Annotated in this window: 22 protein-coding genes; 2 read left to right on the plus strand and 20 right to left on the minus strand. The window is 74.9% G+C overall.

The window, feature by feature from the left end; genetic code table 11:
- Positions 1-16 precede the first annotated feature (16 nt).
- The 19 genes from nuoI to menD form a co-directional block, all read right to left on the minus strand.
- Positions 17-655, minus strand: a complete 639-nt coding sequence (nuoI, locus tag PH190_RS02995) for an NADH-quinone oxidoreductase subunit NuoI (RefSeq protein WP_274229992.1) — start codon at positions 653-655, stop codon at positions 17-19.
- On the minus strand, positions 655-1,962 hold the full coding sequence (nuoH, locus tag PH190_RS03000; RefSeq protein ID WP_274230057.1) for an NADH-quinone oxidoreductase subunit NuoH: 1,308 nt from the start codon (positions 1,960-1,962) through the stop codon (positions 655-657). Before nuoH ends, nuoI begins: the two co-directional genes overlap by 1 nt.
- A 5-nt stretch (positions 1,963-1,967) precedes the next feature.
- Positions 1,968-4,517 (minus strand): NADH-quinone oxidoreductase subunit G, encoded by a 2,550-nt coding sequence (locus PH190_RS03005; RefSeq protein ID WP_274230058.1) that lies wholly within the window; start codon positions 4,515-4,517, stop codon positions 1,968-1,970.
- 56 nt (positions 4,518-4,573) lie between these two features.
- On the minus strand, positions 4,574-5,905 hold the full coding sequence (gene nuoF / locus PH190_RS03010; protein ID WP_274229993.1) for an NADH-quinone oxidoreductase subunit NuoF: 1,332 nt from the start codon (positions 5,903-5,905) through the stop codon (positions 4,574-4,576).
- Entirely contained in the window at positions 5,902-6,699 is a 798-nt protein-coding gene (nuoE, locus tag PH190_RS03015; RefSeq protein ID WP_274229994.1) for an NADH-quinone oxidoreductase subunit NuoE, read from the minus strand. Before nuoE ends, nuoF begins: the two co-directional genes overlap by 4 nt.
- Positions 6,696-8,042: an NADH-quinone oxidoreductase subunit D gene (locus PH190_RS03020; protein ID WP_274229995.1), complete on the minus strand. Its 1,347-nt coding sequence runs from the start codon at positions 8,040-8,042 to the stop codon at positions 6,696-6,698. The genes nuoE and PH190_RS03020 overlap by 4 nt, the downstream gene beginning before the upstream one ends.
- On the minus strand, positions 8,039-8,848 hold the full coding sequence (locus PH190_RS03025; protein ID WP_274229996.1) for an NADH-quinone oxidoreductase subunit C: 810 nt from the start codon (positions 8,846-8,848) through the stop codon (positions 8,039-8,041). Before PH190_RS03025 ends, PH190_RS03020 begins: the two co-directional genes overlap by 4 nt.
- The gene (locus PH190_RS03030) at positions 8,838-9,434 is read right to left on the minus strand and encodes a NuoB/complex I 20 kDa subunit family protein (protein ID WP_274200492.1); all 597 of its coding nucleotides are present in this window, start codon (positions 9,432-9,434) and stop codon (positions 8,838-8,840) included. Before PH190_RS03030 ends, PH190_RS03025 begins: the two co-directional genes overlap by 11 nt.
- Before the next feature lie 4 nt (positions 9,435-9,438).
- On the minus strand, positions 9,439-9,804 hold the full coding sequence (locus PH190_RS03035) for an NADH-quinone oxidoreductase subunit A (protein ID WP_274200491.1): 366 nt from the start codon (positions 9,802-9,804) through the stop codon (positions 9,439-9,441).
- 155 nt (positions 9,805-9,959) lie between these two features.
- Positions 9,960-11,312, minus strand: coding sequence for a geranylgeranyl reductase family protein (locus PH190_RS03040; RefSeq protein ID WP_274229997.1), 1,353 nt, complete (start codon positions 11,310-11,312; stop codon positions 9,960-9,962).
- Positions 11,313-11,529: 217 nt separating this feature from the next.
- Positions 11,530-12,237 (minus strand): demethylmenaquinone methyltransferase, encoded by a 708-nt coding sequence (locus PH190_RS03045; protein ID WP_274229998.1) that lies wholly within the window; start codon positions 12,235-12,237, stop codon positions 11,530-11,532.
- Positions 12,234-12,893, minus strand: a complete 660-nt coding sequence (locus tag PH190_RS03050) for a DUF3592 domain-containing protein (protein WP_274229999.1) — start codon at positions 12,891-12,893, stop codon at positions 12,234-12,236. Before PH190_RS03050 ends, PH190_RS03045 begins: the two co-directional genes overlap by 4 nt.
- A 10-nt stretch (positions 12,894-12,903) precedes the next feature.
- Positions 12,904-13,470, minus strand: a complete 567-nt coding sequence (gene mnhG / locus PH190_RS03055) for a monovalent cation/H(+) antiporter subunit G (protein ID WP_274230000.1) — start codon at positions 13,468-13,470, stop codon at positions 12,904-12,906.
- Positions 13,467-13,751, minus strand: a complete 285-nt coding sequence (locus PH190_RS03060) for a monovalent cation/H+ antiporter complex subunit F (protein ID WP_274230001.1) — start codon at positions 13,749-13,751, stop codon at positions 13,467-13,469. The genes mnhG and PH190_RS03060 overlap by 4 nt, the downstream gene beginning before the upstream one ends.
- On the minus strand, positions 13,748-14,350 hold the full coding sequence (locus PH190_RS03065) for a Na+/H+ antiporter subunit E (RefSeq protein WP_274230002.1): 603 nt from the start codon (positions 14,348-14,350) through the stop codon (positions 13,748-13,750). The genes PH190_RS03060 and PH190_RS03065 overlap by 4 nt, the downstream gene beginning before the upstream one ends.
- Positions 14,347-16,185, minus strand: coding sequence for a Na+/H+ antiporter subunit D (locus PH190_RS03070; RefSeq protein WP_274230003.1), 1,839 nt, complete (start codon positions 16,183-16,185; stop codon positions 14,347-14,349). The genes PH190_RS03065 and PH190_RS03070 overlap by 4 nt, the downstream gene beginning before the upstream one ends.
- The gene (locus PH190_RS03075) at positions 16,182-16,676 is read right to left on the minus strand and encodes a Na(+)/H(+) antiporter subunit C (protein WP_274230004.1); all 495 of its coding nucleotides are present in this window, start codon (positions 16,674-16,676) and stop codon (positions 16,182-16,184) included. The genes PH190_RS03070 and PH190_RS03075 overlap by 4 nt, the downstream gene beginning before the upstream one ends.
- A complete protein-coding gene (locus tag PH190_RS03080) occupies positions 16,673-19,546 on the minus strand; it encodes a Na+/H+ antiporter subunit A (RefSeq protein ID WP_274230005.1) in 2,874 nt (957 codons plus the stop codon). The genes PH190_RS03075 and PH190_RS03080 overlap by 4 nt, the downstream gene beginning before the upstream one ends.
- Positions 19,547-19,673: 127 nt before the next feature.
- Positions 19,674-21,449 (minus strand): 2-succinyl-5-enolpyruvyl-6-hydroxy-3-cyclohexene-1-carboxylic-acid synthase, encoded by a 1,776-nt coding sequence (menD, locus tag PH190_RS03085; protein ID WP_274230006.1) that lies wholly within the window; start codon positions 21,447-21,449, stop codon positions 19,674-19,676.
- A gap of 308 nt (positions 21,450-21,757) precedes the next feature.
- On the opposite strand from menD, the gene PH190_RS03090 reads away from it, so the two are divergent.
- Together PH190_RS03090 and PH190_RS03095 are read left to right on the plus strand one after the other, a co-directional pair.
- Positions 21,758-23,014 carry a hypothetical protein gene (locus PH190_RS03090; RefSeq protein WP_274230007.1) on the plus strand — a complete coding sequence of 419 codons (1,257 nt, stop codon included), beginning with the start codon at positions 21,758-21,760 and terminating at the stop codon, positions 23,012-23,014.
- Between the two features lie 37 nt (positions 23,015-23,051).
- On the plus strand, positions 23,052-23,924 hold the full coding sequence (locus PH190_RS03095) for a 1,4-dihydroxy-2-naphthoate polyprenyltransferase (RefSeq protein WP_274230008.1): 873 nt from the start codon (positions 23,052-23,054) through the stop codon (positions 23,922-23,924).
- Between the two features lie 343 nt (positions 23,925-24,267).
- Here PH190_RS03095 and PH190_RS03100 read toward each other — a convergent pair whose 3' ends face one another.
- The gene (locus tag PH190_RS03100) at positions 24,268-24,699 is read right to left on the minus strand and encodes a DUF4229 domain-containing protein (protein ID WP_274230009.1); all 432 of its coding nucleotides are present in this window, start codon (positions 24,697-24,699) and stop codon (positions 24,268-24,270) included.
- Positions 24,700-24,888 lie beyond the last annotated feature (189 nt).

Here is a 24,888-nt window from a genome sequence, read left to right on the forward strand (position 1 = left end):
ATCGCGCCGACGGCGCTCACCGCTTCTCCCCGGTGCTCGTCACCGAGCTCTGCTCCACGGCCTCGGTCGAGACGCCGTCCTGCGGCGCCGGCTCGCGCGCCGGGGCCATGACGACCTCGTCGCGCACCGCGTCCTGGACGTCGGAGCGCCGGGCCATCTCCGGGCCCTGCACGTAGTAGTCCTGCTCGTCGGCGCCGAGGCGCATCGGGTGCGGCGGCTGCTCCATGCCCGGCAGCAGCGGGGCGAGCAGGCGCTCCTTGTCGTAGATCAGGTCCTGGCGGTCGTCGTCGGCGAGCTCGTACTCGTTGGTCATCGTCAGCGACCGCGTCGGGCACGCCTCGATGCACAGCCCGCAGCCGATGCAGCGCAGGTAGTTGATCTGGTAGATCGCGCCGTAGCGCTCACCGGGCGAGTAGCGCTCCTCGTCGGTGTTGTCCCCGCCCTCGACGTAGATGGCGTCGGCCGGGCAGGCCCAGGCGCACAGCTCGCAGCCGACGCACTTCTCCAGGCCGTCCGGGTGGCGGTTGAGCTGGTGGCGCCCGTGGTAGCGCGGGGCGGTCACCTTCTTCACCCGCGGGTAGTCCTCGGTGACGACCTTGCGGAACATCGTCGAGAAGGTGACGCCGAAGCCGGCGACCCCGTCGAACAGGCCCATCAGGGCTCTCCTTCCCGGCTGGCGCCGGCGGACACGGTCTCGCCGCTCGGGTCCTTCTCCCGGGACCCGGCGACGGCCCGGCGGCGACGCTTGGGCGTCGGCGGGACGGCCAGGTCGAGCGGCGGGACGGGGTAATCGGTGACGATCGTCGGCTCGGGGTCCTCGTCCGGCGGCGCCTGGTCCGGGATGAGCAGGGCCGCGCCGACGAGCAGCACGAGCGCCACGCCGCCGACGATGAGGATCTGGCCGGTGGTGAGCTCGGCGCGCAGCACCCGCAGCGTCGCCACCAGCATCAGCCACAGCAGGCTGACCGGGATGAGCAGCTTCCAGCCCAGGCGCATGAACTGGTCGTAGCGCTGCCGGGGCAGCGTGCCGCGCAGCCAGACGTAGACGAACAGGAACACCAGCGTCTTGCCGAAGAACCAGACCAGCGGCAGCCAGCCCTCGTTGACGCCGGGGATCAGCGACAGCGGCCACGGGGCCATCCAGCCGCCGAGGAACAGCGTCGTGGCCACCGCGGAGAGGGTGACCATGTTGACGTACTCGGCGAGGAAGAACAGGGCGAACTTCAGCGACGAGTACTCGGTGTGGAAGCCGCCGACCAGCTCCGACTCGGCCTCGGGGAGGTCGAACGGCGCGCGGTTGGTCTCGCCGACCATCGACACCGCGAAGATCAGGAAGCTCACCGGCAGCAGCCAGACGTACCAGCCGGTCGACTGCGCGGCGACGATGTCGGCGGTCGAGAGCGAGCCCGCGTAGAGGACCACCGCGATGATGGACAGGCCGAGGGCGAGCTCGTAGGAGATGACCTGGGCGGCGCTGCGCAGGCTGCCGAGCAGCGGGTAGGGCGAGCCCGACGCCCAGCCGGCGAGCACGATGCCGTAGACGCCGATCGACGAGCAGGCGAGCACGACGAGCACGCCCACCGGCAGGTCGGTCAGCTGCAGGGCGGTGCGCTCGCCGAAGATCGAGACCTCGGGGCCGAGCGGGATCACCGCCCACGCGACGAACGCGGGCACCACCGAGAGCACCGGCGCGATGAAGAAGACCGCCTTGTCCGCGAGGACCGGGCGGATGTCCTCCTTGAACGCGAGCTTGAGCCCGTCGGCCAGCGACTGGAGCAGCCCGAACGGTCCGTTCCAGTTCGGGCCCGGCCGCTGCTGCATGCGGCCCACGACCCGGCGCTCGAACCAGATCATGAACAGCGTGACCAGCATGAGGCCGGCGAAGATCACGAGGACCTTGATCGCCGTGAGCCAGAACGGGTCGTCGGCGATGAGGGTCTGCGTGTACCCCGGCGGGGGCATCGGGTTCACGAGGGGCTCCCGGGGTGCGAGGGGCTGCCGCCACCGAGGCGGACGGGCCCGCCGTGGCCCAGCCCGAGACCGGCGAGGGTGACGACGCCGTTCTCGCCCGGCACCCGCGCGGGCACCCAGACGACGTCGTCGGGGAGGTCGGCGACCTCCACCGGCAGGATCAGCGAGCCACGCGGGCCCTCGACCTCGGCGGGGTCGTCCTCGGCGAACCCGAGGCGGCGGGCCGTGGTCGCCGAGAGCCGGATCCGCGGCGGGCGGGCCGTGCCGGCGAGGTCGGGCTCGTCGGCCAGCAGCGCGCCGCCGTCGAGGAGCTGGCGCCAGGAGGCGAGGCGGAGCTCGGGGTTGTCGCCCGTGGCTGCCGGCTGCCCGGCGTGCTCGGCGTGCTCGGCGTGCTCGGGCGCGCGGACCGCGCCCCGCGTGGCGGGCCGGCCGGTGCCGAGGCGGGCGAGCTCGGCGCCCGCGACCTCGGGGGTCTGGGTGAACAGGTCGACGTCCATCTCGACGGCGAGGGTGTCGAGCACCCGGCAGTCGGGCAGGGTCGTCGCCGCCGTCCCGCCGACCCGGCCGGCCGAGCCGCCGGACGGGTCGATCGTGGTGGCGAACCGCCGGTCGCGGCCCTCCCAGTTGCGGTAGGTCCCCGCCTTGTTGATGACCGGGGCCACCGGCAGGACGACGTCGGCGTGGGCCGTGACCTCGGAGTGGGCCAGCTCGAGGCTGACGACGACGTCGGCCGCGGCGAGCGCCGCCCGCGCGAGGTCGGGGTCGGGCAGGTCGGCGAGCTCGACGCCGCCGACCACGAGGCCCGCGAGCTCGCCGTCCGCGGCCGCGCGCAGGATCGCGGTGGCGTCGCGGCCGGGCGTCGCGGGGAGGTCGGCGACACCCCAGGAGGAGGCGAGAGTCGCACGCGCGGCGTCGTCGGCGACCGGGCGGCCGCCGGGCAGCACCGTCGGCAGCAGGCCGGTGTCCACCGCGCCGCGCTCGCCGGCGCGCCGCGGCACCCAGGCGACGCGGGCCCCGGTGCGCGCGACCAGGTCGGACACCGCGGCGTAGAGGCCGGGGACCTCGGCCGCCCGCTCCCCCACCAGCACCACGGCGCCGGGCTGCGCGAGCGCCTCGGCGACGGGGTCGGGCAGGGAGGCGAGCGCCGCGGGCTCCTGGCCGGGCGCGCAGCGCACCAGCCGCCCGCCGGTCTTCACGACGGCCGGGCTCGACCAGTGGCCGAGGTGGTGCACCGCCGTGCCCGTCCGCGCGGCCTTGCGCAGCCGCAGGAAGACGATCGGCGCCTCCTCCTCGACCTCGAGGGCCACGGTGAGGACGGCCGGCGCCTCCTCGAGGTCGCCGTAGGTGACGCCCAGGCCGGTGCCCGCGACGTGCGCGGCGAGGAAGTCGAGCTCCTCGTCCGAGTGCGCCCGCGCGCGGGCGTCGACGTCGTTGGTGCCCAGCGCCAGGCGCGCGAACTTCGCGTAGGCGTAGGCGTCCTCGAGGGTCAGGCGGCCGCCGGGCAGGACGCCGACACCGCGCTTGGGCGCGAGCTCCTCGCCGTCCTCGCCCACCGGCGCCGGACCCGACCCGTCGCGCGCGGCGACGAGCAGGGCGGCCGCGCGCTCGAGCGCCTCGGTCCACGAGGCCTCGACCAGCGCGCCGTCCTCCCCCCGGACCATCGGCCGCGTGATCCGCTGCGCGGACTGCGTGTACCGGAACGCGAAGCGGGTCTTGTCGTCGATCCACTCCTCGTTGACCTCGGGGTCGTCGCCCGCGAGCACGCGGGTCACCGCCCCGCGCCGCCAGTCGCGGCGCACCGACGCGCCCGAGCTGTCGTGCTCCGCGACGCCGGGCGTGGAGACCAGGTCGAACGGCCGCGAGCGGAAGCGGTAGGACGCCGAGGTCAACGCGCCGACCGGGCAGATCTGGATGGTGTTGCCGGAGAAGTAGGACTGGAAGTCCTCGCCCTCGCCGAAGGCGGTCTCCTCGGTGCCGATCTGCTGGTGCGCGCCGCGCTCGAGCAGCTCGATGAACTGGTCACCGGCGATCTGGCGCGAGAACCGGGTGCAGCGCTGGCAGAGCACGCAGCGCTCGCGGTCGAGCAGCACCTCGTCGGAGATCGGCAGCGGCTTCGCGAACGTCCGCTTCTCCTCGACGAACCGCGACTCCGCCCGCCCCGACGACATCGCCTGGTTCTGCAGCGGGCACTCGCCGCCCTTGTCGCAGACGGGGCAGTCGAGCGGGTGGTTGATGAGCAGCAGCTCCATGACGCCCTGCTGCGCCTTGTCGGCCACCGCCGAGGTCATCTGGGTGTTGACGACCATGTCCGTGGCGACGGTCATCGTGCAGCTGGCCTGCGGCTTGGGCATCTTGCGCCCGCCCATCTCCACCTCGACCAGGCACTGGCGGCAGGCGCCGGCCGGGTCGAGCAGGGGGTGGTCGCAGAAGCGGGGGACGACGATGCCGAGCCGCTCGCAGGTGCGGATCAGCAGCTCGCCCTGCGGGGCGTCGACGATGCGGTCGTCGATGGTCAGCCGCACGTGCCCCTCGGGGACGGGCGGCAGGTCGTCCCGCTCCGAGGGCTTCGCCGGGGCCTCCGATGCCTTCTCTGACGCCGCCGTCACGCGCTGGCTCCGCTCAGTTCGACGATCCGGTCGACCTCGGGGTGGCGCTGCTGCGCCGTGCAGAGGTCGACGAACTCCTGCCGGAAGTACTTGATGCCGCTCGTGATCGGCGAGACCGCGCCGTCGCCGAGCGCGCAGAACGAGCGCCCGAGGACGTTGTCGCAGACGTCGAGCAGCGTGTCGATGTCGGACTCGGTGCCCTCGCCGTCGACCATGCGGCGCAGGATGCCGGCGAGCCAGTAGCAGCCCTCACGGCACGGCGTGCACTTGCCGCACGACTCGTGCTCGTAGAACTCCGTCCACTTCATGACCGCCCACGGGACCGACACGGTCTCGTTGAAGATCATGAGCGCGGTGGTGCCGAGCATCGAGCCGGCCTCGGTGGCGCCCTCGAAGTCCAGCGGGACGTCGAGGTGGTCGGCGGTGAGCAGCGGGGTGGACGAGCCGCCGGGCGTCCAGAACTTCAGCGGGATGCCGTCCTTCATGCCCCCGGCGAGGTCGAGCAGCTCGCGCAGCGTCGTGCCCAGCGGCGCCTCGTACTGCCCGGGACGCTCCACGTGCCCGGACAGCGAGTAGATCTTCGGTCCGGGCGAGCGCTCGCGGCCCATCGTCCGGAACCAGTCCTTGCCGCCGGTGACGATCGACGGGACGGTCGCGATCGTCTCGACGTTGTTGACGACGGTCGGCGCGGCGTAGAGGCCCGCGGTCGCCGGGAACGGCGGCTTGAGCCGCGGCTGCCCGCGGCGGCCCTCGAGCGAGTCGAGCAGCGCGGTCTCCTCGCCGCAGATGTACGCCCCGGCGCCGGCGTGCACGACGATGTCGAGGTCGAAGCCGCTGCCGTGGATGTCCTTGCCGAGGTGGCCGGCGTCGTACGCCTCGCGCACCGCGGCGTGCAGGCGCCGGATGCAGTGCACGATCTCGCCGCGCACGTAGATCACGCAGAAGTGCGCGCGGATCGCCCAGCTCGTGATGATGCAGCCCTCGATGAGCGAGTGCGGGTCCGCCATCATCAGCGGGGTGTCCTTGCAGGTCCCGGGCTCGCCCTCGTCGGCGTTGATGACGAGGTACTTGGGCTTCGCGGCCGGACCGGTGGGCTCCTCGCCGGGCTTGGCCTGCGGGATGAAGCTCCACTTCATGCCCGTCGGGAAGCCGGCGCCGCCGCGGCCGCGCAGGCCCGAGTCCTTGACCAGCGCGACGAGGTCGTCCGGCGGCGTGTTCAGCGCCTTGTCCAGCGCCTCGTAGCCGCCGAGCTCGGTGTAGTGGCGCAGCGTCCAGGACTCCGGTCCCAGCCAGCGCTTCGTGAGCACCGGGGTGAGGGGGTCGGTCATGCGTTCTCTCCCTCGTCGGGCACCGCGGGGGCGGTCCAGCCGCGCTCCTCGGCGAGCCGGGCGCCGGCCAGGCTCTCCGGGGCCGCCGACGGCCCGGCGACGGCCTCGAGGCCGCCGACGGCCGGGTCGTCGTAGAAACCGGCGAGCAGCAGCTCGACCGAGCGGAAGTCGGTCAGCGGCGCGCCGCGCGTCGGGTGCGGCTTCTCCCCGCGGCGCAGCGCGTCGATGATCTCGAGCGCCGAGTCGACGGTCTGGTTGTCGAAGAACTCGTAGTCGACGGTCAGCACCGGCGCGAGGTCGCAGGCCGCGAGGCACTCGGCGTGCTCGAGGGTGGCCGTGCCGTCGGCGCTGGTCTGCTCGTGCCCGATCCCGCCGAGCCGCTCGCCCACGGCCCGGTAGATGGCGTCGCCGCCCAGGGCCGCGCACAGCGTGTTGGTGCAGACGCTGACGAGGTGGCGCCCGGTGGGCTCGCGCTTGTACATCGTGTAGAAGGTCGCGACCGCCGAGACCTCGGCGGTCGTGATCTCCAGGGCCTCCGCGCAGAACGCGATCCCGGCGCGGGAGACGTGGCCCTCGACGTGCTGGACGAGGTGCAGCAGCGGCAGCAGCGCCGACCGCGGCTCCGGGTAGCGGGCGATGATCGCCGCCGCCCGGTCGCGCACGCCGTCGAACACCGTGGTGTCGACCGTGCTCAGCCCGGCGTGCTGCGCGGTGGTGCCGCCCGCCTCGTCGATCGCGTGCTCGGGCTCCTGCGGCGGCGCCGCGGGCGCCTCCGGTCCCAGGGCACGGCTCATCGGTCACAACCCCCCATCACGGGATCCAGGCTGGCCAGCGCGGCGATGACGTCGGAGACCATCCCGCCCTCGGACATCGCCGGCGCGGCCTGCAGGTTGACGAAGCTGGGGTCGCGCAGGTGGACCCGCAGCGGGCGGGTGCCGCCGTCGGAGACCAGGTGCGCGCCGAGCTCGCCGCGCGGCGACTCGATCGGCACGTACGCCTGGCCCGGGGGCACCTTGAAGCCCTCGGTGACCAGCTTGAAGTGGTGGATCAGCGACTCCATCGACTGGCCCATGATCCGGCGGACGTGCTCGAGCGAGTTGCCCATGCCGTCGGCCCCGATCGACAGGCGCGCCGGCCAGGCGATCTTGGCGTCCTCGACCATGACCGGGCCCGGCTCGAGACGCTCCAGGGCCTGCTCGATGATCTTCAGCGACTCGCTCATCTCCTCCACCCGCAGCAGGTAGCGGGCGAAGCTGTCGGCGGCGGTGTCGGTGGGGACCTCGAAGTCGTAGTGCTCGTAGCCGAGGTACGGGTCGACCTCGCGCAGGTCCCACGCGAGGCCCGCCGAGCGCAGGATCGGGCCGGTGACGCCGAGCGCCAGGCAGCCGTCGAGCGGCAGGTAGCCGACGCCCTCGAGACGCTGGCGCCAGATGCGGTTGCCGGTGAGCAGCTTGTGGAAGCCGGGCAGCCGCCCGCGCATCACCTTGACGAACGACCGGATGCGCTCCTCGTGGCCCTCGGGCAGGTCCTGCACGACGCCGCCGGGGCGGACGAAAGCGTGGTTCATGCGCAGGCCGGTGAGGAACTCGAGCAGGTGCAGGACCTCCTCGCGCTCGCGGAACCCGTTGGTCATGCCGGTGAGCGCGCCGAGCTCCATGCCGCCGGTGGCGAGCGCGACGAGGTGCGAGCCGATCCGGTTGATCTCCATGAGGAGCACGCGGATCGTCGCGGCGCGGTCGGGGACCTCGACGCCGAGCAGGCGCTCGGTCGACAGGCAGTACGCGGTCTCGTTGAAGATCGGCGAGAGGTAGTCCGCGCGCGTCACGAACGTGACGCCCTGGGTCCAGGTGCGGTACTCGCAGTTCTTCTCGATGCCGGTGTGCAGGTAGCCGATGACCAGGCGGGCGTCGGTCACCGTCTCGCCGGAGAGCTCGAGCACGAGCCGCAGCACGCCGTGGGTCGACGGGTGCTGCGGGCCCATGTTGATGACGATGCGCTCGTCGCCGGCGGTCTGGTCGACCATCTCGTCCCAGTCGCCACCGGTGACCGTGTAGACGGTGCCCTCGGTGGTCTCGCGGCTGGTGGCGGCGTACGGGTCGCTCGGGGTGCCGGTCTGGGTGTCGTCCCTCGTGCTCACGTGTAGGCCCTCCGCTGGTCGGGCGGCGGGATCTCCGCGTCGTGGTACTCCACGGGGATGCCGCCGAGCGGGTAGCTCTTGAGCTGCGGGTGGCCGTTCCAGTCGTCCGGCATGAGGATCCGGGTGAGGCTCGGGTGGCCCTCGAAGACCACGCCGAACATGTCCCAGGTCTCGCGCTCGTGCCAGTCGGCCGTCGGGTAGACCTCGACCAGCGACGGGCAGCGCGCGTCGTCGAGGTCGAGGGCGATCTCGAGGCGCAGCCGGCGCCGGTAGGTCATCGACAGCAGGTGGATGACGACGTGCAGCTGCTGCGGCACGCCCTCGCCGTAGTCGACCCCGGAGACGCCCGAGCAGAACTCGAAGCGCAGGCCCGGGTCGTCGCGCAGGGTGCGGGCGAGGCGCACCAGGTGCTCGCGGTCGACGTACCAGGTCATCTCGCCGCGGTCGACGGTCACCTGGTGCACGCACGTGTCGAGGTCGGCGCCGCCGTCGTCGGCCAGCGCCGCGGCCGCCTCGTCGGCGACCTCGTCGAACCAGCCGCCGTAGGGACGCTCGGCGGGCGCCGGGGCGTAGCCGGGCAGGCGCAGGCCGCCGAAGCCCGACGTGTCGCCGGAGCCCTGGATGCCGAACATGCCCTCGCGGGCCCGGCCGGCGGTGGAGCCGCTGACGTCGCGGCGGGCGATCTCCTGCGGGCCGAAGGCGGTGCCGGCCGTCCCGGGGTTCGAGGCCCCGGTCGGCCCGCTCGCGCCGCCGGCGCCGGTGCCGGGCGTCTGGGGCGTGCCCTGCGGCTTCTCGTCACCAGACATGCTCGCGCTTCGCCTCCCCCGTCTTCCGGTCCTTCTTGGCGTACTTCTCCGAGGAGGGCAGCAGCTCGAGCTTCTCGCCCTGGGCGCGGCGCTCGGCCGCGAGCTCGGCGCGGACCGGCCCGAGCGGCTCGTTCTGGATCTTCTGGTGCAGCTTGAGGATCGCGTCGATGAGCATCTCGGGCCGCGGCGGGCAGCCCGGGAGGTACATGTCGACGGGCACGACGTGGTCGACGCCCTGGACGACCGCGTAGTTGTTGAACATGCCGCCCGACGAGGCGCAGACGCCCATGGCCAGGACCCAGCGGGGCTCGGCCATCTGGTCGTAGATCTGGCGCAGCACCGGGGCCATCTTGTTGGTGACGCGGCCCGCGACGATCATCAGGTCGGCCTGGCGGGGGCTCGGGCGGAAGACCTCCATGCCGAACCGGCCGAGGTCGTAGCGCGGGGCGCCCGAGGTCATCATCTCGATCGCGCAGCAGGCCAGCCCGAAGGTGGCGGGCCACAGCGATGCCTTGCGGGTCCAGTTGACCAGGCTCTCGACGCTGGCCAGCACGATCCCGTTCGGGAGCTTCTCTTCCAGTCCCATGCTTCTAGCTCCAGTCCAGCCCGCCGCGCCGCCACACGTACGCGTAGGCGAAGGCGACGGTGGCCACGAACAGCACGATCTCGACGAGGCCGAACAACCCGAGCGCGTCGATGTTCACCGCGAACGGGTAGAGGAAGACCATCTCGATGTCGAACAGGATGAACAGCATCGCGGTGAGGTAGTAGGCCACCGGGATGCGGCCGCCGCCGGCGACCGGCTGCGGCGAGGGCTCGATGCCGCACTCGTAGGAGTCGAGCTTGGCGCGGTTGTAGCGGTGCGGCCCGATGAACGGCGCCGCCGTCACCGAGAACAGCCCGAACGCGGCCGCGAGACCGAACATGACGATGAGCGGGACGTAGGGGTCCAGCATCGTCGTCTCCTTCCTCCCCGGTGCTGCGCGTCGGGAGTGTCGCGTGGTGGGGCCCCCGTGCAGGGCCGTGTGGTGGAACACGCTCGTCGGGCCACGGGGACCCTAATGAGGACGACCGGGCCGTCCGCCGATCAGGGCGCCCTAACCCGTCGAGGTCAGGCGGCGCGTCCGGCCGCCGGGGCCCCCTTCCGCGCGGGGGTGTCGGGTCGGTCGGTCAGGGGCGGCACCAGGCGCAGGGCGAGCTCGAGGACGCGGTCGGCCGCGTCCCCGTCCCGCCCGTCGGTGAGGCCCGCGAAGAGCTTGAGCGCCGTGCTCATCACCCGGCGCCGCGGCAGGCCGAGGCGCAGCGCGTGGTGCATGAACCGCGGGCGCCCGAGAGCGTGCGCGGCACGGTTGCCGACGCGGTAGTAGCGGCCCAGCGCGTGGCGCACCGCGACCGGGTAGGCGCCGAGCGCCCGCTCGCGGCCGGGGCCCTCGGGGCGGGCCATCGCCTGCACGACGCACTCGGCGGCGAGCGCGGCGGACTCCATCGCGTAGGCGATGCCCTCGCCGCTGAAGGGGTTGACCATGCCGCCGGCGTCGCCGACGAGCACGAGCCCGTCGCGGTAGACCGGCGTGCGCGACAGGCCCATCGGCAGCGCGGCGCCGCCGATCGGTCCGGTGGCGTTCTCCTCGGTCAGGCCCCACGCCTCGGGCAGGCCCTCGAGCCAGGAGCGCAGCAGCGCGCGGTAGTCGCGCTTGTCGCCGTGCTGCGTGGCGAGCACGCCGAGCCCGACGTTGGCGGTGCCGTCGCCCATCCCGAAGACCCAGCCGTAGCCGCCGTGCAGGTCGGGGCCGACGCCCGGGCCGTCGAGCAGCCCGAGGTGGGTCTCGAGGTAGCGGTCGTCGTGGCGCGGGCTCGTGTAGTAGCGGCGCACGGCGACGCCGAGCGGGCGGTCGTCGCGCTTGGCGATCCCCAGGCTCAGGGCGGTGCGGGCGCCGACGCCGTCGCAGGCGACCACCAGCGGCGCGGTGCACGTCGCGGGCGTGCGCCCGGGGCCGCGGCGGACCTCGACGCCGGTGACGCGCCCGGTGCGCTCGTCGCGGGTCGCGCCGGTGACCGAGACGCCCTCCTCGACGCGGGCGCCGGCGGCGCGGGCGTGGTCGGCGAGCATCTGGTCGAAGTCGCGGCGGGGGCGCACGAGGCCGTAGGCCGGGTAGCTCGCGAGCTCGGGCCAGTCGAGCTCGACGCTCGCGCCGCCCCCGATGACGCGCAGGCCGCGCTGGTGGCGCCAGCCGGCCTCCTCGCGGGTGTCGACGCCGAGGTCGACGAGCTGCTTCACGCCGCGCGGGGTGACGCCGTCGCCGCAGACCTTCTCGCGCGGGAACGTCGCCTTCTCGAGCACGAGGACGTCGAGGCCGGCGCGCGCCAGGTACGTCGCGACCGTGGAGCCCGCAGGACCGGCACCCACGACCACGACGTCGGCGTCGCTGTCGGGGCTGCGGCGCGCTCCGGTGGTGGCGGACACGGCGTCTGGCTCCCTTGTGAATCCGTTCACTAGCTCGGCAGGAGGGAGTGTAGGAGCCGGATGGCGTGATCGCCCGCCGAGGGTGGTTTGGCCTCGGCGGGGAACGGTCAATCGATGGGGTTCTGCGGGCGGAGGGCCGGGAACACCGCGTGTCGCGCCGGTGAGGATGTGGCGATCCCGGCGGTGGTCGCCGGTGATGCCGCATCGCTCGTGGGGGTTACTCGGGGCGCGTGGCGGTGTGGAGGGCGACGATGCCGCCGGTGAGGTCGCGCCAGGCCACCGAGCGCCAGCCGGCCGCGGCGATCCGCTGCGCGAGGGCGGCCTGGTCGGGCCAGGCGCGGATCGACTCGGCGAGGTAGACGTACGCGTCGGGGTTGGAGCTCACCGCCGTCGCGACGCGGGGCAGCGCGCGCATGAGGTAGTCGGTGTAGACCCGGCGGAACGGCGCCCAGGTCGGCCGGGAGAACTCGCAGACGGCGAGCGTGCCGCCGGGGCGGGTGACGCGGGCGAACTCCGCGAGCGCCGCGTCGGGGTCGACGGTGTTGCGCAGGCCGAACGAGATGACCACCGCGTCGACCGAGGCGTCGGGGAACGGCAGGTGCAGCGCGTCCGCGGCCACGAAGGGCAGGCCGCGGGTCGCGGGACGCGAGCGGCCGGTGCGCAGCATGCCGAGCGAGAAGTCGGTGGCGAGGCAGCGCGCGCCGGTGCGGGCGAGCTCGACCGTCGACACCCCGGTACCCGCGGCGACGTCGAGGACCGTGTCACCCGGCCCGACCGCGAGCGCCTCTCGCGTGGCCCGGCGCCAGCGGACGTCCTGGGCGAACGACAGCACGGTGTTGGTGAGGTCGTACCGCGCCGCGACCCCGTCGAACATGCGCGCCACGGCGTTCGGGTCGCGGTCGAGGTCCGCGCGGGTGCCGCTCACCGGCGCACCGTCCCGGCCATCTCGGGCTCCTCGTCGGCGCCGTCCTCACCGTCGGGGCCGTCCTCACCGTCGGGGCCGTCCTCACCGTCGGGGCCGTCGGACCCGGCGGCGCCGTCTGCCGGCTCCTCGCCCCGTCGCCACGCCGCCGACGCCTGCGCGGCCTCGCGGCGGCGGCGACGCCGGCGCCCGAGCGCCCACGCCGAGGGCCCGACCACCGCCCACAGCCCGAGCATGCCGAGCAGGACGGGCACCAGGCCCTCGGTCCACGTGCGGCCCGCGACGCGGACGAGCTCGGGGTCGGTGCGGTCGTACTCGACCTCGACCAGCTGGCCCGGCTCCAGGCCCCGCGGGTAGAACACGCCCTTCTCGGGCGTGAGCACCGCGCCCTCGACCGTGGTGAAGCGGACGTAGGTGTGCGGGCGCGAGCCGCCCTCGAGCACCTCGGCCACGGCCTGGGCGCGGTTGGCGTCGATGTGCGCGTCGTTGCGGCCGGCGCCGACCAGCACGAGCGCCAGCAGCACGCTGATGACGACGCCGACGACGACCACGATCTCGGGGGCCCGCCGGCCCGCGGGGCGCACGAGCGCCACAGCGTCCGCCAGCACCGGCGCGGCCCGGTCCCGGGCCCGCCGCAGCAGCTCCCACAGCCGGGTCACCGGTCCGAGTCTAGGGAGCACCGTCGCGCCCCCTCCGGCCGGCCGTGCCGTCGCCGTCGGGACCGCCCCCGCCGGCCCCGACGCCACCGCCGCCGCCGTCCCGGCCCCGTCCCCGCGTCGCCGGCTCGGGCTCCTCCGGCTCGGGCTCGTCGGCCTCGGGCTCGTCGGGACCCGGGTCGGTGGTGTCGGGCCGGTCGGCGAGCTCGTCGACGTGGAGCAGGTCGCGGCGCACCCCGTCGCCGCGGTGCGCGAGCCGGCCGACCACGTGGGCGGTCACCGGTGCCGTGACCAGTTGGAACGCCCCGACCAGCACGAGCATCCACACGTCGACGCTGGTGCGCAGGTGCAGCGCGCCGCCGAGGACGACGAGCAGGAGGCCGACCACCTGCGGCTTGGTGGCCGCGTGCATGCGGCTCAGGACGTCGGGCAGCGACAGCAGGCCGACCGAGGCGACGAGGGTCAGCAGCACCCCGAGCACGATCGCGACCGTGCCCACCGCGTCGAGCGCGACCTCGAGCCCGCTCTCGCTCGGGGGCGACACCGGGGGCGCCATCGGGAACGGCACCGGCGCGCTCACCGGTCGGTCCCCCGGCGCACGAACCGCGCGACCGTCGTCGAGCCCAGGAAACCGACCAGGCTGATCGCCACCACCACCGGCACGAGTGCGGAGGTGCCGGTCAGCGCGGCGTACACGACGAGCCCGACGAGGAACTCGGCGACGAGGACGTCGAGGGCCACGAGCCGGTCGAGCCCCGACGGACCCCGCAGCAGCCGGACCACGACGAGCAGGGCCGAGAGGCCCAGCAGGACGAGGCAGACGACGAGGATCCCGTCGAGCAGGGCGGGCAGGCCGGTCACGATCGCTCCCCGTCGGTGTCGGCGCCCGGCGCGTACGTCACCGGCGCGGCGGGCCGGCCGAGCGCGGCGACCACGTCGGCCTCGAGCCGGGCGACCTGCTCGCGGAAGGCGGCGACGGCCGCGTCGTCGTCCGCGCCGAGCACGTGCGCCCAGATCGTGCGCTCCTCGGGCCGGGCCTCGATGACCACGCTGCCCGGCACCAGCGTGAGGAGCTCCACGACCATCGCCATGACGAACTCCGACGACGACGCCAGCCGCACCGCGACCACGGAGCTGTGGATGGGCTCGCCGGGGCGCAGGGCCTGCAGCGACTGCCACGCCACCTGCAGGCTCGAGACGACGAGGTCGACGACGAACCGACCGACCGTCCGCAGCGTCGCGAGCGGGCGCAGCCAGCCCCGGCCCGGCGCCGGCGGCAGCGGGAACACCGTGAGCACCACCAGCGCGACGACGAGCCCGCCGAGCACGTTGGCCCACGAGAAGGTCCCCCAGAGCAGGACCCAGACCAGCACCAGCCACACCACGGGGGCCGCGCGGCGCAGCAGGCCGGCGGTGTCGGGCGGGACGGGGCCCGGCGTCCGGTCCCGGGCCGCGCTCACCGGGCCACCCGGTCGTCGACGGTCTGCGCGAACACCGCGTCGATGTAGGGGGTGCGCGCCACGAGGTCGTCCGCGGCCTGGTCGGCGACGGCGTAGAGCGGGCCCGCCACCACCGTGAGCGAGAGGCCGAGCGCGACGAGCGCGCCGGTCGCGCCCGCCATGACCTTCGGCAGGCGCCGGGAGACCCGGTCGCCGGGCGCGCCGAGCAGCCGCCCGGACAGCAGCGGGACACCGTCGGCCGGGGCCGTGCGGGCGACGGGCCAGTCGACCTCCGCGCCGGTGTTCGCCTCGGCGCCCGCGATCGTGCGGGCGGTGCCGGGCCGCACGCCGGTCAGCGTGCCGGTGCGCGGCGCCGGGGCCCCCGGCAGGCCGCCCGACGAGGGGCGCGCCGCGCGCTCGCCGTCCTCGCCGTCGTCGCCGTCCGCGCCGTCCGCGCCGTCCTCGTCGTCGTCCTGGTCGGCCGCGGGGTCCGGCTCCTCGGGGACCGGGATCTGGTCGGCCGGGCGCCAGAAGGCGAGCACCCACACCTTGGTGACGGCGTAGAGCGTGAGCAGGCTCGTCAGCACCGAGACCGCGACGAGCACCCAGGCCATCGCGGAGCCGTCGACGACCCCGGCCTGCACCAGCCCGAGCTTGCCGACGAACCCCGACAGCGGCGGGATGCCGCCGAGGTTGATCGCGGGGACGAACCACAGCACCGCGAGGATCGGCGAGGCGCGCATCAGCCCGCCGAGGCGGGTCACCGACGTCGAGCCGCCCACCCCCTCGATGAGCCCGACGACGCAGAACAGCGTCGCCTGCACGGTGATGTGGTGGACGACGTAGAACACCGCGCCGGCCACGCCGAGCGGGGTCGCCAGCGCGATCCCGAAGATCATGTAGCCGATGTGGCTGACGAGCGTGAACGACAGGACCCGCTTGATGTCGGCCTGCGCGATCGCGCCCAGCGCGCCCACGAGCATCGTCAGCCCCGCCGCGACCAGCAGGATCGTCTGCGTGACCTCCGAGTCCGGGAAGATCAGCATCTCGGTACGGATGATCGAGTAGACGCCGACCTTGGTGAGCAGGCCCGCGAACACGGCGGTGACCGGGGCGGCGGCGGTCGGGTAGCTGTCGGGCAGCCACGCCGAGAGCGGGAACACCGCGGCCTTGATGCCGAACGCCGTCAGCAGGACGAGGTGGATCGCCAGCGCCGTACCCGGCGGCACCGCCTCCATGCGCGTGGAGATCTGCGCGAGGTTCAGCGTCCCGACCGCGGCGTAGACGAGTGCGATGCCGACGAGGAAGACCAGCGACGACACCACGTTGACGACCACGTACGTGACGCCCGCGCGCACCCGGGAGCGGGTGCCGCCGAGGGTGAGCAGCACGTAGCTCGCCATCAGCAGGACCTCGAACCCCACGTAGAGGTTGAACAGGTCCCCCGACAGGAAGGCGTTGGCGACGCCCGCCGCGAGCACGAGGTAGGTCGGGTGGAAGATCGTGATCGGCGTGGACTCGTCGCGGTCGTAGACGCCCTGGCCGATCGCGTAGACCAGCACGGCGAGGGTCACGGCCATCGACGTCAGCAGCATCAGCGCCGACAACGGGTCGGCGACCAGCGTGATCCCCAGCGGCACCGGCCAGGACCCCACGGTGACCACGATCGGGCCGTTCTGCACCGCCGCCACGAGCAGCAGCGCGGCGATGACCACGACGACCGTGAGGACGGCGACCGACAGCGCGCGCTGCAGCGTCGGGCGCCGCGAGAGCACGAGCGTCGCCCCCGCGCCGAGCAGCGGCAGCAGCACGGGCAGCGGCATCAGCGTGGCGAGCAGGCTGGAGCCGGGGTTCACGGCGCCCCCTCCCGTCCGGTGCCGGCGGTGACCGGCGCGGGGTCGGGGGCCGACTCGGTGTCGTCCGGGTCGGTGTCGGCGGTGCTCTCGCAGCCGGTGGTGTCGAGCTCCTCCTCGTCCTCCTGCTCGCCGCGGGCGAGGCGGCGGCGCACCGAGCGGTCCTCGACGTCCTCGGTGAGGTCGTCCTCGCGCTCGAGGGTCCACGTGCGGTGGATGAGCGCGAGCAGGAACGCGGTGACGCCGAGCGTGATGACGATGGCGGTCAGCACCAGGGCCTGGACCAGGGCGTCGCTCATCGCGGCGTCCGGCGCGGTGCCGACCAGGGGCGGGGCGCCGGCGCGCCCGCCCGCGACGATGACGAGGACGTTGGTGGCGTTGCCGAGCACGAGGATCCCGAGCAGCACGCGGGTCAGGCTGCGCTCGAGGATGAGGTAGACCCCGGTGGCGTAGAGCACGCCGATGAGCGCGAGCAGCGCGATCGGTGAGGTCACGACGGCACCTCCTGCCGGGTGGCCGGACGCGACGCCGTCCCCGACGTCGCCGCGCGGCGGCGGTCGAGCTCCGCGCCGAGGCTGCGCAGCACGTCGAGCACGAGCCCGACGACGATCAGGTAGACGCCGATGTCGAAGATCAGCGAGGTCACGAACTTGACGTGCCCGAGCACCGGGACGTCGCCCTCGACGACGGCGGTCTGCAGGACCTCACCACCCAGCAGCAGCGCGCCCACCCCGGTGCCGCCGGCGCAGAGCAGGCCGAGACCGAGCAGCAGGCCGGCGTCCACCGGCACCGCCTCGCCGAGCTCGTAGCGCCCGCCCGCGACGTAGCGGACCGTCAGCGCGAGACCCGCGACCAGGCCGCCGGCGAAGCCGCCGCCGGGCGCGTTGTGGCCGGCGAACAGGAAGTACACCGAGACCACCATCATCGTCGGGAAGACGAGGCGCGTGATCACCTCGAGGAGCAGCACGCGGTCGGCGTCCCCGCGGCGCGCCGAGCGCAGCCAACCGCCGGCGCGCGTGGTCGGCGTGACGACGGGCTGCGCCTCGGCCCGGGGCGGGGCGCCGGAGCGGCGGTGCAGGAAGACGAGGCTCGCGACGCCGGTGGCCGCGGCGACGATCACCGAGAGCTCCCCCATGGTGTCCCAGGCGCGGATGTCGACCAGGGTCACGTTGACGACGTTCGCGCCCGCGCCGAAGCCGTAGGCCTGCGCGGGGTACGCCGCGGACACCGGGGGCGCGCTGCGGGCGGCGAGCGCGACCGCGCCGAGCCCGGTCATCAGCAGCCCGACCGGCACGGCGACGAGCAGGCGCCGCACGCGCTGGCGCGGGGTGTGCCGGTCGGCGATGTCGCGGGGCAGCGTGCGCAGCACGAGCACGACGACCACGAGCGTCGCCGTCTCGACCAGCGCCTGGGTCAGCGCGACGTCGGGCGCGCCGGCGAGGGCGAAGATCAGCGCGGTGGCGTAGCCGAGCCCGCCGACCACCAGGACCGCGCCGAGCCGCCGGCGCACGCGGGTGGCGACGATCGCGCACGCGCCGCCGATGACGGCCGCGAGCACCTGGAACGGGGAGTCGGCGAGCCGGTCGACCTCGACCTCGCCGAGCCCGGCGCCGAGGAGCATCGCCAGCCCCGGACCGAGGACGAGCACCGCGAAGATCGTCGAGAGGATCCACGACAGCGAGCCGCGCTGGGTGAGCGCCGTGACGCGCAGCGCGGTGTTCTCCAGCGCGTGGATCACCCCGCGCCAGGTGATCTCGGCGCGGACCGGGGCCAGCGGGTACCGCGCGGTGAGGCGGGCGCTGACGCGGGGCAGGCCGACGACGAAGCCGAGGGCCACCGCGAGCACCGAGAGCCCGAGCGCCACCCCGATCGACGGGATCACCGCGAGCTCGAGCAGCACCGGGTAGCTCACCGGCAGCGTGTCGGCGTAGGCGACGAACAGCGGCGACAGCGTGCTCACGCCGACGCCGGCGGCGAGCCCGGCCACGCCGAGCACGACGGGCGCGGTCGCGAAGAGCGGGCCCGGCGCGTCCCAGGTGACCTCCTCGACGCCCGGCTTGCGCCAGAACGCGCCCCACACGAACCGCGTGCTGTACCCGACCGTGAGCACCGAGCCCAGCACCACCAGCGCCAGCAGCGGGATCGCCGCGTCGCCGTAGGCGTCGTGCAGGAACGCCTCGAACGAGCCCTCCTTGGTGACGAACCCGAGCAGGGGCGGCAGCCCCGCCATCGACGCGGCACCGAGGATCGCCGCCGTCGCCAGCACCGGCGCGCGGCGTCCGAGGCCGGACAGCTCACGCAGGTCCCGGGTGCCGGCCCGCCGGTCGATGATGCCGACGACGAGGAACAGGCACGCCTTGAACAGCGCGTGGCCCACGACCAGCCCGATCGCCGCGAGCGCGCCGTCACGGGTCCCCGCGCCGGCGAGCAGGATCATGAACCCGAGCTGGGACACCGTGCCGTGGGCGAGGACCAGCTTGAGGTCGTGCTGGCGCAGCGCCTGCAGTCCGCCGAGCAGCATCGTGGTCACCGCGAGCGCCGCGACCAGCGGACGCCAGGGCTCGACGTCGGCGAGCCCGGGCGCCAGGCGCAGGACGAGGTAGACGCCGGCCTTCACCATCGCCGCGGCGTGCAGGTAGGCGCTGACCGGCGTCGGCGCCGCCATCGCCGAGGGCAGCCAGAAGTGGAACGGCACGAGCGCGGACTTCGTGATCGCGCCGACGAGCACGCACACGACGCCGGCGACGATCGCCGCCGACACCGGCGCGGGCCCGGCGAAGTGGGCGACGAGCTGGGAGATCCGGGTGGTGGCCGCGGCCTGCGAGAGCACGACGAGCCCGACCAGCATCGTCAGCCCGCCCGCCGCGGTGACGACGAGCGCCTGCACCGCCGCCGCGCGGCTCGCCCGCTTGTGCGCGTCGTGACCGACGAGCAGGAACGAGAAGACGGTCGTGAGCTCCCAGCAGACGTAGAGCACGAACACGTCGTCGGACCAGACGAGCGCGAGCATCGCGCCGGCGAACGCCGTCAGCACGCCCGCGAACCGCCCGAGCCCGCGCGCGTCGGCCGGGAAGTAGCGGGCGCAGTAGAGCAGCACCAGCGCCCCGATCCCGGTGACCAGCAGCGACACCGTCGCCGCGAGGGGGTCGAGGCGCAGCGCGAGGTCGACGCCGAGGGCGGGGATCCACGGCACGACCTGCTCGGGCACGGGCCCGGCGAGCACCGCGGGGAGCTGGGCGAGGATCCACGCGAAGGCCGCCGCGGGCACGAGCGCGAGGACCGGGAAGGCGCGCCGGTCGAGGATCCGGACGAGCGCGGGTGCGGCCAGCGCCGCGACCGCGTGCGCCACCACCAGCACCAGCACGCCTGCCGCACTCCTCTCGTCGCCCGCTCGGGGGCCGCCGCATTCTGGCGGATCGTCCGTGGTGACCGCGTGCGGAAACGAACGCGTCACTCCCCGGGCTCACCTCCGGCTCACACCGGGGCCCGGTTCAGTCGTGCGGCTCCCCGGTGACGGCCTCGCGCACCGCGGCGGCGGTGCGCTCCGCCGACGCGCGGCGGGTGCCCCGGTCGATGCGCACCTCGACGACCCGCGTCCCCGGCCGGCCCGTGGGCGCGAGCAGGGCGGGGAGGTCGGTGGGCTCGGCGCGCCGGTGCGGCACCCGGTGGGCGGCGCAGAGCGCGGCGAGGTCCGTGCCGTGCGGCGTGCCGAACACGCGCTCGAAGGCCGCCGTGTAGCGCGGCGCGCCCTGCTCGAGGGTGGTGAAGATCCCGCCGCCGTCGTCGTTCGCGACGACGACGACCAGCTCGCCGCGCGGCTCCTCGGGCCCCACGAGCAAGCCGTTGGTGTCGTGCAGGAACGTCAGGTCGCCGAGCAGGGCGTACGTCGGACCGCGGTGCCCGAGCGCGACGCCGACCGCGAGCGAGACGGAGCCGTCGATGCCCGAGACACCGCGCGCGGAGTGCACGGTGACGTCCCTGCGCGGGGTCGCGGCGAGCGAGACGTCGCGGATCGGGGCGGACGCGCCGACCACGAGGTGCGCGCCGGACGGGAGCGCGGCGACCGTCGCCGCGGCCAGCGCCGGCCCGTCGCCGGGGATGCCGGGGTGCTCCGGCGCGGGCGCGCCGGTCGGGGTGCGGCCGAGCACGCCCACCGCGCGGTCGTCGGCGTCGGCCCAGGCGGCGGCGAAGGCGGCGTCGGGCTTCCAGTCGTCGGGGTCCGAGAGCGCGCCGACGGCGCTCACCGCGCCGGCGACGTCGGTCCAGCCCGGCCGGGGCCGCCCCCCGGTCGGGGCGACCGCGGGCACGGCGAGGACCTCGACACCGGGGTCGGCGAGCAGCCGGGACACGGCACGGTGCAGCGTCGGGCGGCCGAGGACGACGACCTGCTCGGGGCGCAGGTCGTCGCGCAGGCCGTCGAGCGCGGCGGGCAGCACCCACGTGCCGGCGTGCAGCGCGCGGCCGCCGTGCGGGTCCGTCCACAGCGGGGAGGTCGGCTCGGCGAGCACCGGGACGCCCTCGGGGAGGCGGGTGCCCGCGGGCACCGTGGCGCCCCCGAACCCGGCGACCACCAGCGTGCGCACCCCGGCGCGCAGCGGCAGCGGCGCGAGCGCGCACGACGGCGGCGCGGCGATCGTGCGCGTCCACGGCGCGCCGTCGGGGCGGCCCGCGAGCGCGGGGTCGGGCTCGCCGGGGGCTGGATCGTCGGGGTCGGCGGGGTCGAGCAAGGGCTCGCGCAGCGGGACGTCGAGCTGCACCGGGCCCGGGTCGCCGCCGGTGGTGCCGGCCGCGCGGTCGAGCGCGCGGGCCACGACGGCGCGCCACGTGCGAGCGGCGCCGGGGCGGTCCTCGGCGAGCGGCATGACCACCGAGGCGCGCGCGGCGACGCCGAAGAGCCCGACCTGGTCGACGGTCTGGTTGGCGCCGCTGCCGACGAGCTCGACAGGCCGGTCGGCGCTGACGACGAGCAGCCCCACCCCGGCGCGGGACGCCTCGAGCACCGCGGGGTGCAGGTTCGCCACGGCCGTGCCGGAGGTGACGACGACCGGCACGACCCGCCCGGTCACCGTGCCGAGGCCGACGGCGAGGAAGCCCGCGCCGCGCTCGTCGACGCGCACGTGCAGGCGCAGCCGGCCGTCGCGGTCGGCGGCGTCGAGGGCGACGAGCAGCGGCGCGTTGCGCGAGCCGGGGCACGCGACGGCGTCGGTCACCCCGGCGCGGACCCACTCGTCGACGACCACGTGGGCCTGCGCCGTCGAGGGATACACACGTCCACGGTAATGACGCCCGGGCCGCCGCACCCGCTGACCGGCGGGTGATCCGCGTGCGCTCACCCACAGGAGCCCCGGGGGTCCCGCACGTCTGCCCCACGTACGCGCCGGCGTCGAGGCGGCGCGCCGGACGGGTGGCGAAACCCTCGACCGGGTGACACGCCATCGAGCGGATCTCCGTCGCGGTCGGCACCCGGGCCCGCGACCGCGCCGTTCACTGCAGCGTGCGCACCGACACGACGCGACCCCAGGCCCCTGCCGGGCGCGTCGTCGGCGCCCCGCGGACGCGACGGACGGGTCTCGTCGTGGCCGCCGGGGTCCTGACGACCGCCCTGACCCTCGCCACCGCGCTCGGCACGCCCGTCGCGCGGGCCGACCCCCCGCCGCCCCTCGGCGCCCCGGCGTCCCGGGACGACCTCCGGGCCGCCGACGAGGGCCCGCAGCGCTGGGCACCGCCGCTCGCCGGGATGACGACCGGTGTCGAGGTCGCCCAGGGCACCGCTCGCCTGAGCACCACCCGCGACGGCACCGAGACCGGCCCCGCGGCGCTGCGCGGCGCCCAGCGCCAGGGGCTGCTCGACCTCGGCGCGCACCAGTTCGCCACCCCGGTCAACCGCGTCGACGCCCCGGTCCAGGGCGACGTGCCGGCCGGCTCCGAGGTCACCGTCGACGTCCGCGGCCAGGACGCCGACGGCCAGTGGAGCGAGTGGATCCCGGTCGCGCCCGGGGCGCCCGCGATCCTCCCCGAGCCGACCCGCACCGTCGCCGCGCGCCTGGCGCTGCTCGCCCCGGCCGGTGTGCCCGGACCGGTGGTGCGCAGCCTCGAGGTGCTCGCCGACCAGGTGCCGACGGACCCGCGCGCCATCACCCCGCGGGCGAGCTACCGGGTGTTCGCCACCCGCGAGGGCCTCGTCGGCGGGACCACCGCCAACGGGCACCGGATCGTCGCGAACGACCAGTTCGTCGCGCTGCCCTCGCGCCGCGCCCTGTCGCCGAAGGGTCGCGGGGACTACAGCGTGCGGGTCTGCACCGACGCCGGGCGCTGCGCGACCGTGCCGGTCTGGGACGTCGGGCCGTGGAACACCAAGGACGACTACTGGAACCCGCCCGCGCAGCGGGAGCAGTGGAAGGACCTCCCCCAGGGCCGCCCGCAGGCCCAGGCGGCGTACGAGAACAGGTACAACGGCGGGCGCGACGGGTTCGGGCGCCAGGTGAAGAACCCGGCGGGCATCGACCTCGCCGACGGCACGTTCTGGGGCCTCGGCCTCCGGACCAACGCCTTCGTCACGGTCGACTACCTGTGGACGGCGAAGTCCGCCGCCCTCGGGCGGGCCGTGACCAACGGCGCCGGCCCCGTGGTCGAGCGGGCCGGCGCGGACGCGGCGGCCGCGGACAGCGGCGTGGTCGGCGACGGCGCCCAGGTCGAGGTGCAGTGCCAGGTCGCGGGCAGCACGGTCGCGGGCACGCAGGGCACCAGCAACCTGTGGCTGCGCACCCGTCCCGACCGCTACGTGCCCGCCGCCTGGATCCAGGGCGCGCCGCCGGTGCCGCCCTGCGCGTAGCTGACCCGACCAGCGAGGGCCAGTAAGGTCGCCCGACGTGGCGACCGTCGCGGAATGGGTGGAGGGGGCCCGGCCGCGCACGCTGCCCACGGCGATCGCGCCGGTGCTCGCGGGGACCGGGGCGGCGGCCGGTGTGGCCGGGTTCGACCCGCTGGCCGCGGTGCTCGCGCTGATCGTCTCGGTGGCGCTCGTCATCGGCGTGAACTACGCCAACGACTACTCCGACGGCGTGCGCGGCACCGACGACGACCGCGTGGGCCCGCTGCGCCTCGTCGGCTCCGGGGCGGCCCAGCCCTACAAGGTCAAGCGCGCCGCCTTCACCTGCTTCGGGATCGGCGCGGTCGCCGGCGTCGTGCTCTCGCTCTACAGCGGGCACTGGTGGCTCATCGTCGTCGGCGCCGTGTGCCTGCTCGGCGCGTGGTTCTACACCGGCGGTTCCCGGCCCTACGGCTACCGCGGGCTCGGCGAGGTCGCGGTGTTCGTGTTCTTCGGGCCGGTCGCGGTGCTCGGCACCGAGTTCGTCCAGACCGGGCGGGCCAGCGGGCTCGGGATCGGCGCGTCGGTCGGCGTCGGCCTGCTCGCCTGCGCGGTGCTCGTCGCCAACAACCTGCGCGACATCGGCTCGGACGTCGACACCGGCAAGCGCACGCTCGCGGTGGTCCTCGGCGACCGCGACACCCGCGTGCTCTACGCCGCGCTCGTCGTGGTGCCGCTGGGCATGACCCTGGTGCTCAGCCTGCGCGCCTGGGGCGCGCTCGCCGGGCTCCTGGCGCTGATCCTGCTGGGGCCCGCCCTGCGCCGCGTCCTGGCGGGCTCGACGGGCCCCCAGCTGATCCCGGTGCTGCGCGACACCGCCCTCGGCCTGCTCGTGTGGTCCGCGGCCACCGCCCTGGGGCTGGCGCTGACCTGAGCCCCGCCGCGACGAGCCGGCGGGGTGCTCTCCAGAACGATCTCTCGGGAGTGTCACCGCGGCACCGCGCCGGCGACACCCTCGAGAGATCGGGATGGAGAGCTGCGCGCGGACACCTCTGCGCCCGGGCTGCCGCGAGGGGCACGTTCCGCATGATCGAACGGCTGTCGGGGCTGCCGAACGTGCCCCTCGGCGCTACGGGCCGGCGGGGTGCTCTCCAGAACGATCTCCCGGGAGTGTCACCGCGGCACCCCGGCTCCCCCGAGGGGCACGTTGCGCATGATCGAACGGCCCCTGGAGCTGCCGAACGTGCCCCTCGACACGAGACGAGCCGGCGAACCCTCTACTCCCGCCCCTCCGGGTCCAGGTCCCCCCGGAGCTCGGCGCGCAGCCGGTCGCGGCGCTCGCGGCGGGAGGCGGTGGCGGCGTCGACCTCGGCGGCGAGGCGGGTGCGCAGGCCCCGGAACAGGAACAACGACAGCGGCAGGGCCACGACGAACGCGATGAGCAGCGCCACGAGCAGCGGCAGGCCCACCGCCACGAGGACGCCGGCGAGGACCGCCACGACCAGGAGGCGCGCGCCCACGTAGAGGACGATCGCCAGGGCCACGCTGCCGGTGGTGCCGGCGGCGGGCGGCGGCGTGGCGCCGGAGGTCGGGCCGGGGACGGGGGCCGAGGACGCGGAGGGTTCGGAGGGCGCCGGGGGCCCGGACGGCTCGTGCTCGCTGCTCACGGCGCCGGCGGCCTCGGTGGACCGGGGTTCCTGGGAGCTCACACCACCAGGGTAGGCAGGTCCGCGCGACGCGCACGGGGAGACCACGACCCACGGAAGGTGTCCCTTTTCGCCCTTTATGGTCCCTTTACCTGGATACAAGCGTTCGAGTACGTACGGGGTCCGGTGTCACGATTCGCTCTGTTACGTCCGCTCCGCCCCGGCCCGGCACTTCGGGCCCCGGCGGCGCGG

It is taken from the genome of Actinomycetospora straminea (assembly GCF_028737255.1).
Classification (GTDB): Bacteria; Actinomycetota; Actinomycetes; order Mycobacteriales; family Pseudonocardiaceae; genus Actinomycetospora; species Actinomycetospora straminea.

Excerpts from the sequence above, each read along its gene's own strand:
- nuoI (WP_274229992.1), bottom strand. The coding sequence starts at position 655 with ATGGGCCTGTTCGACGGGGTCGCCGGCTTCGGCGTCACCTTCTCGACG.
- nuoH (WP_274230057.1), bottom strand. The coding sequence starts at position 1,962 with ATGCCCCCGCCGGGGTACACGCAGACCCTCATCGCCGACGACCCGTTC.
- nuoF (WP_274229993.1), bottom strand. The coding sequence starts at position 5,905 with ATGACCGACCCCCTCACCCCGGTGCTCACGAAGCGCTGGCTGGGACCG.
- nuoE (WP_274229994.1), bottom strand. The coding sequence starts at position 6,699 with ATGAGCCGTGCCCTGGGACCGGAGGCGCCCGCGGCGCCGCCGCAGGAG.
- PH190_RS03025 (WP_274229996.1), bottom strand. The coding sequence starts at position 8,848 with ATGTCTGGTGACGAGAAGCCGCAGGGCACGCCCCAGACGCCCGGCACC.
- PH190_RS03030 (WP_274200492.1), bottom strand. The coding sequence starts at position 9,434 with ATGGGACTGGAAGAGAAGCTCCCGAACGGGATCGTGCTGGCCAGCGTC.
- PH190_RS03035 (WP_274200491.1), bottom strand. The coding sequence starts at position 9,804 with ATGCTGGACCCCTACGTCCCGCTCATCGTCATGTTCGGTCTCGCGGCC.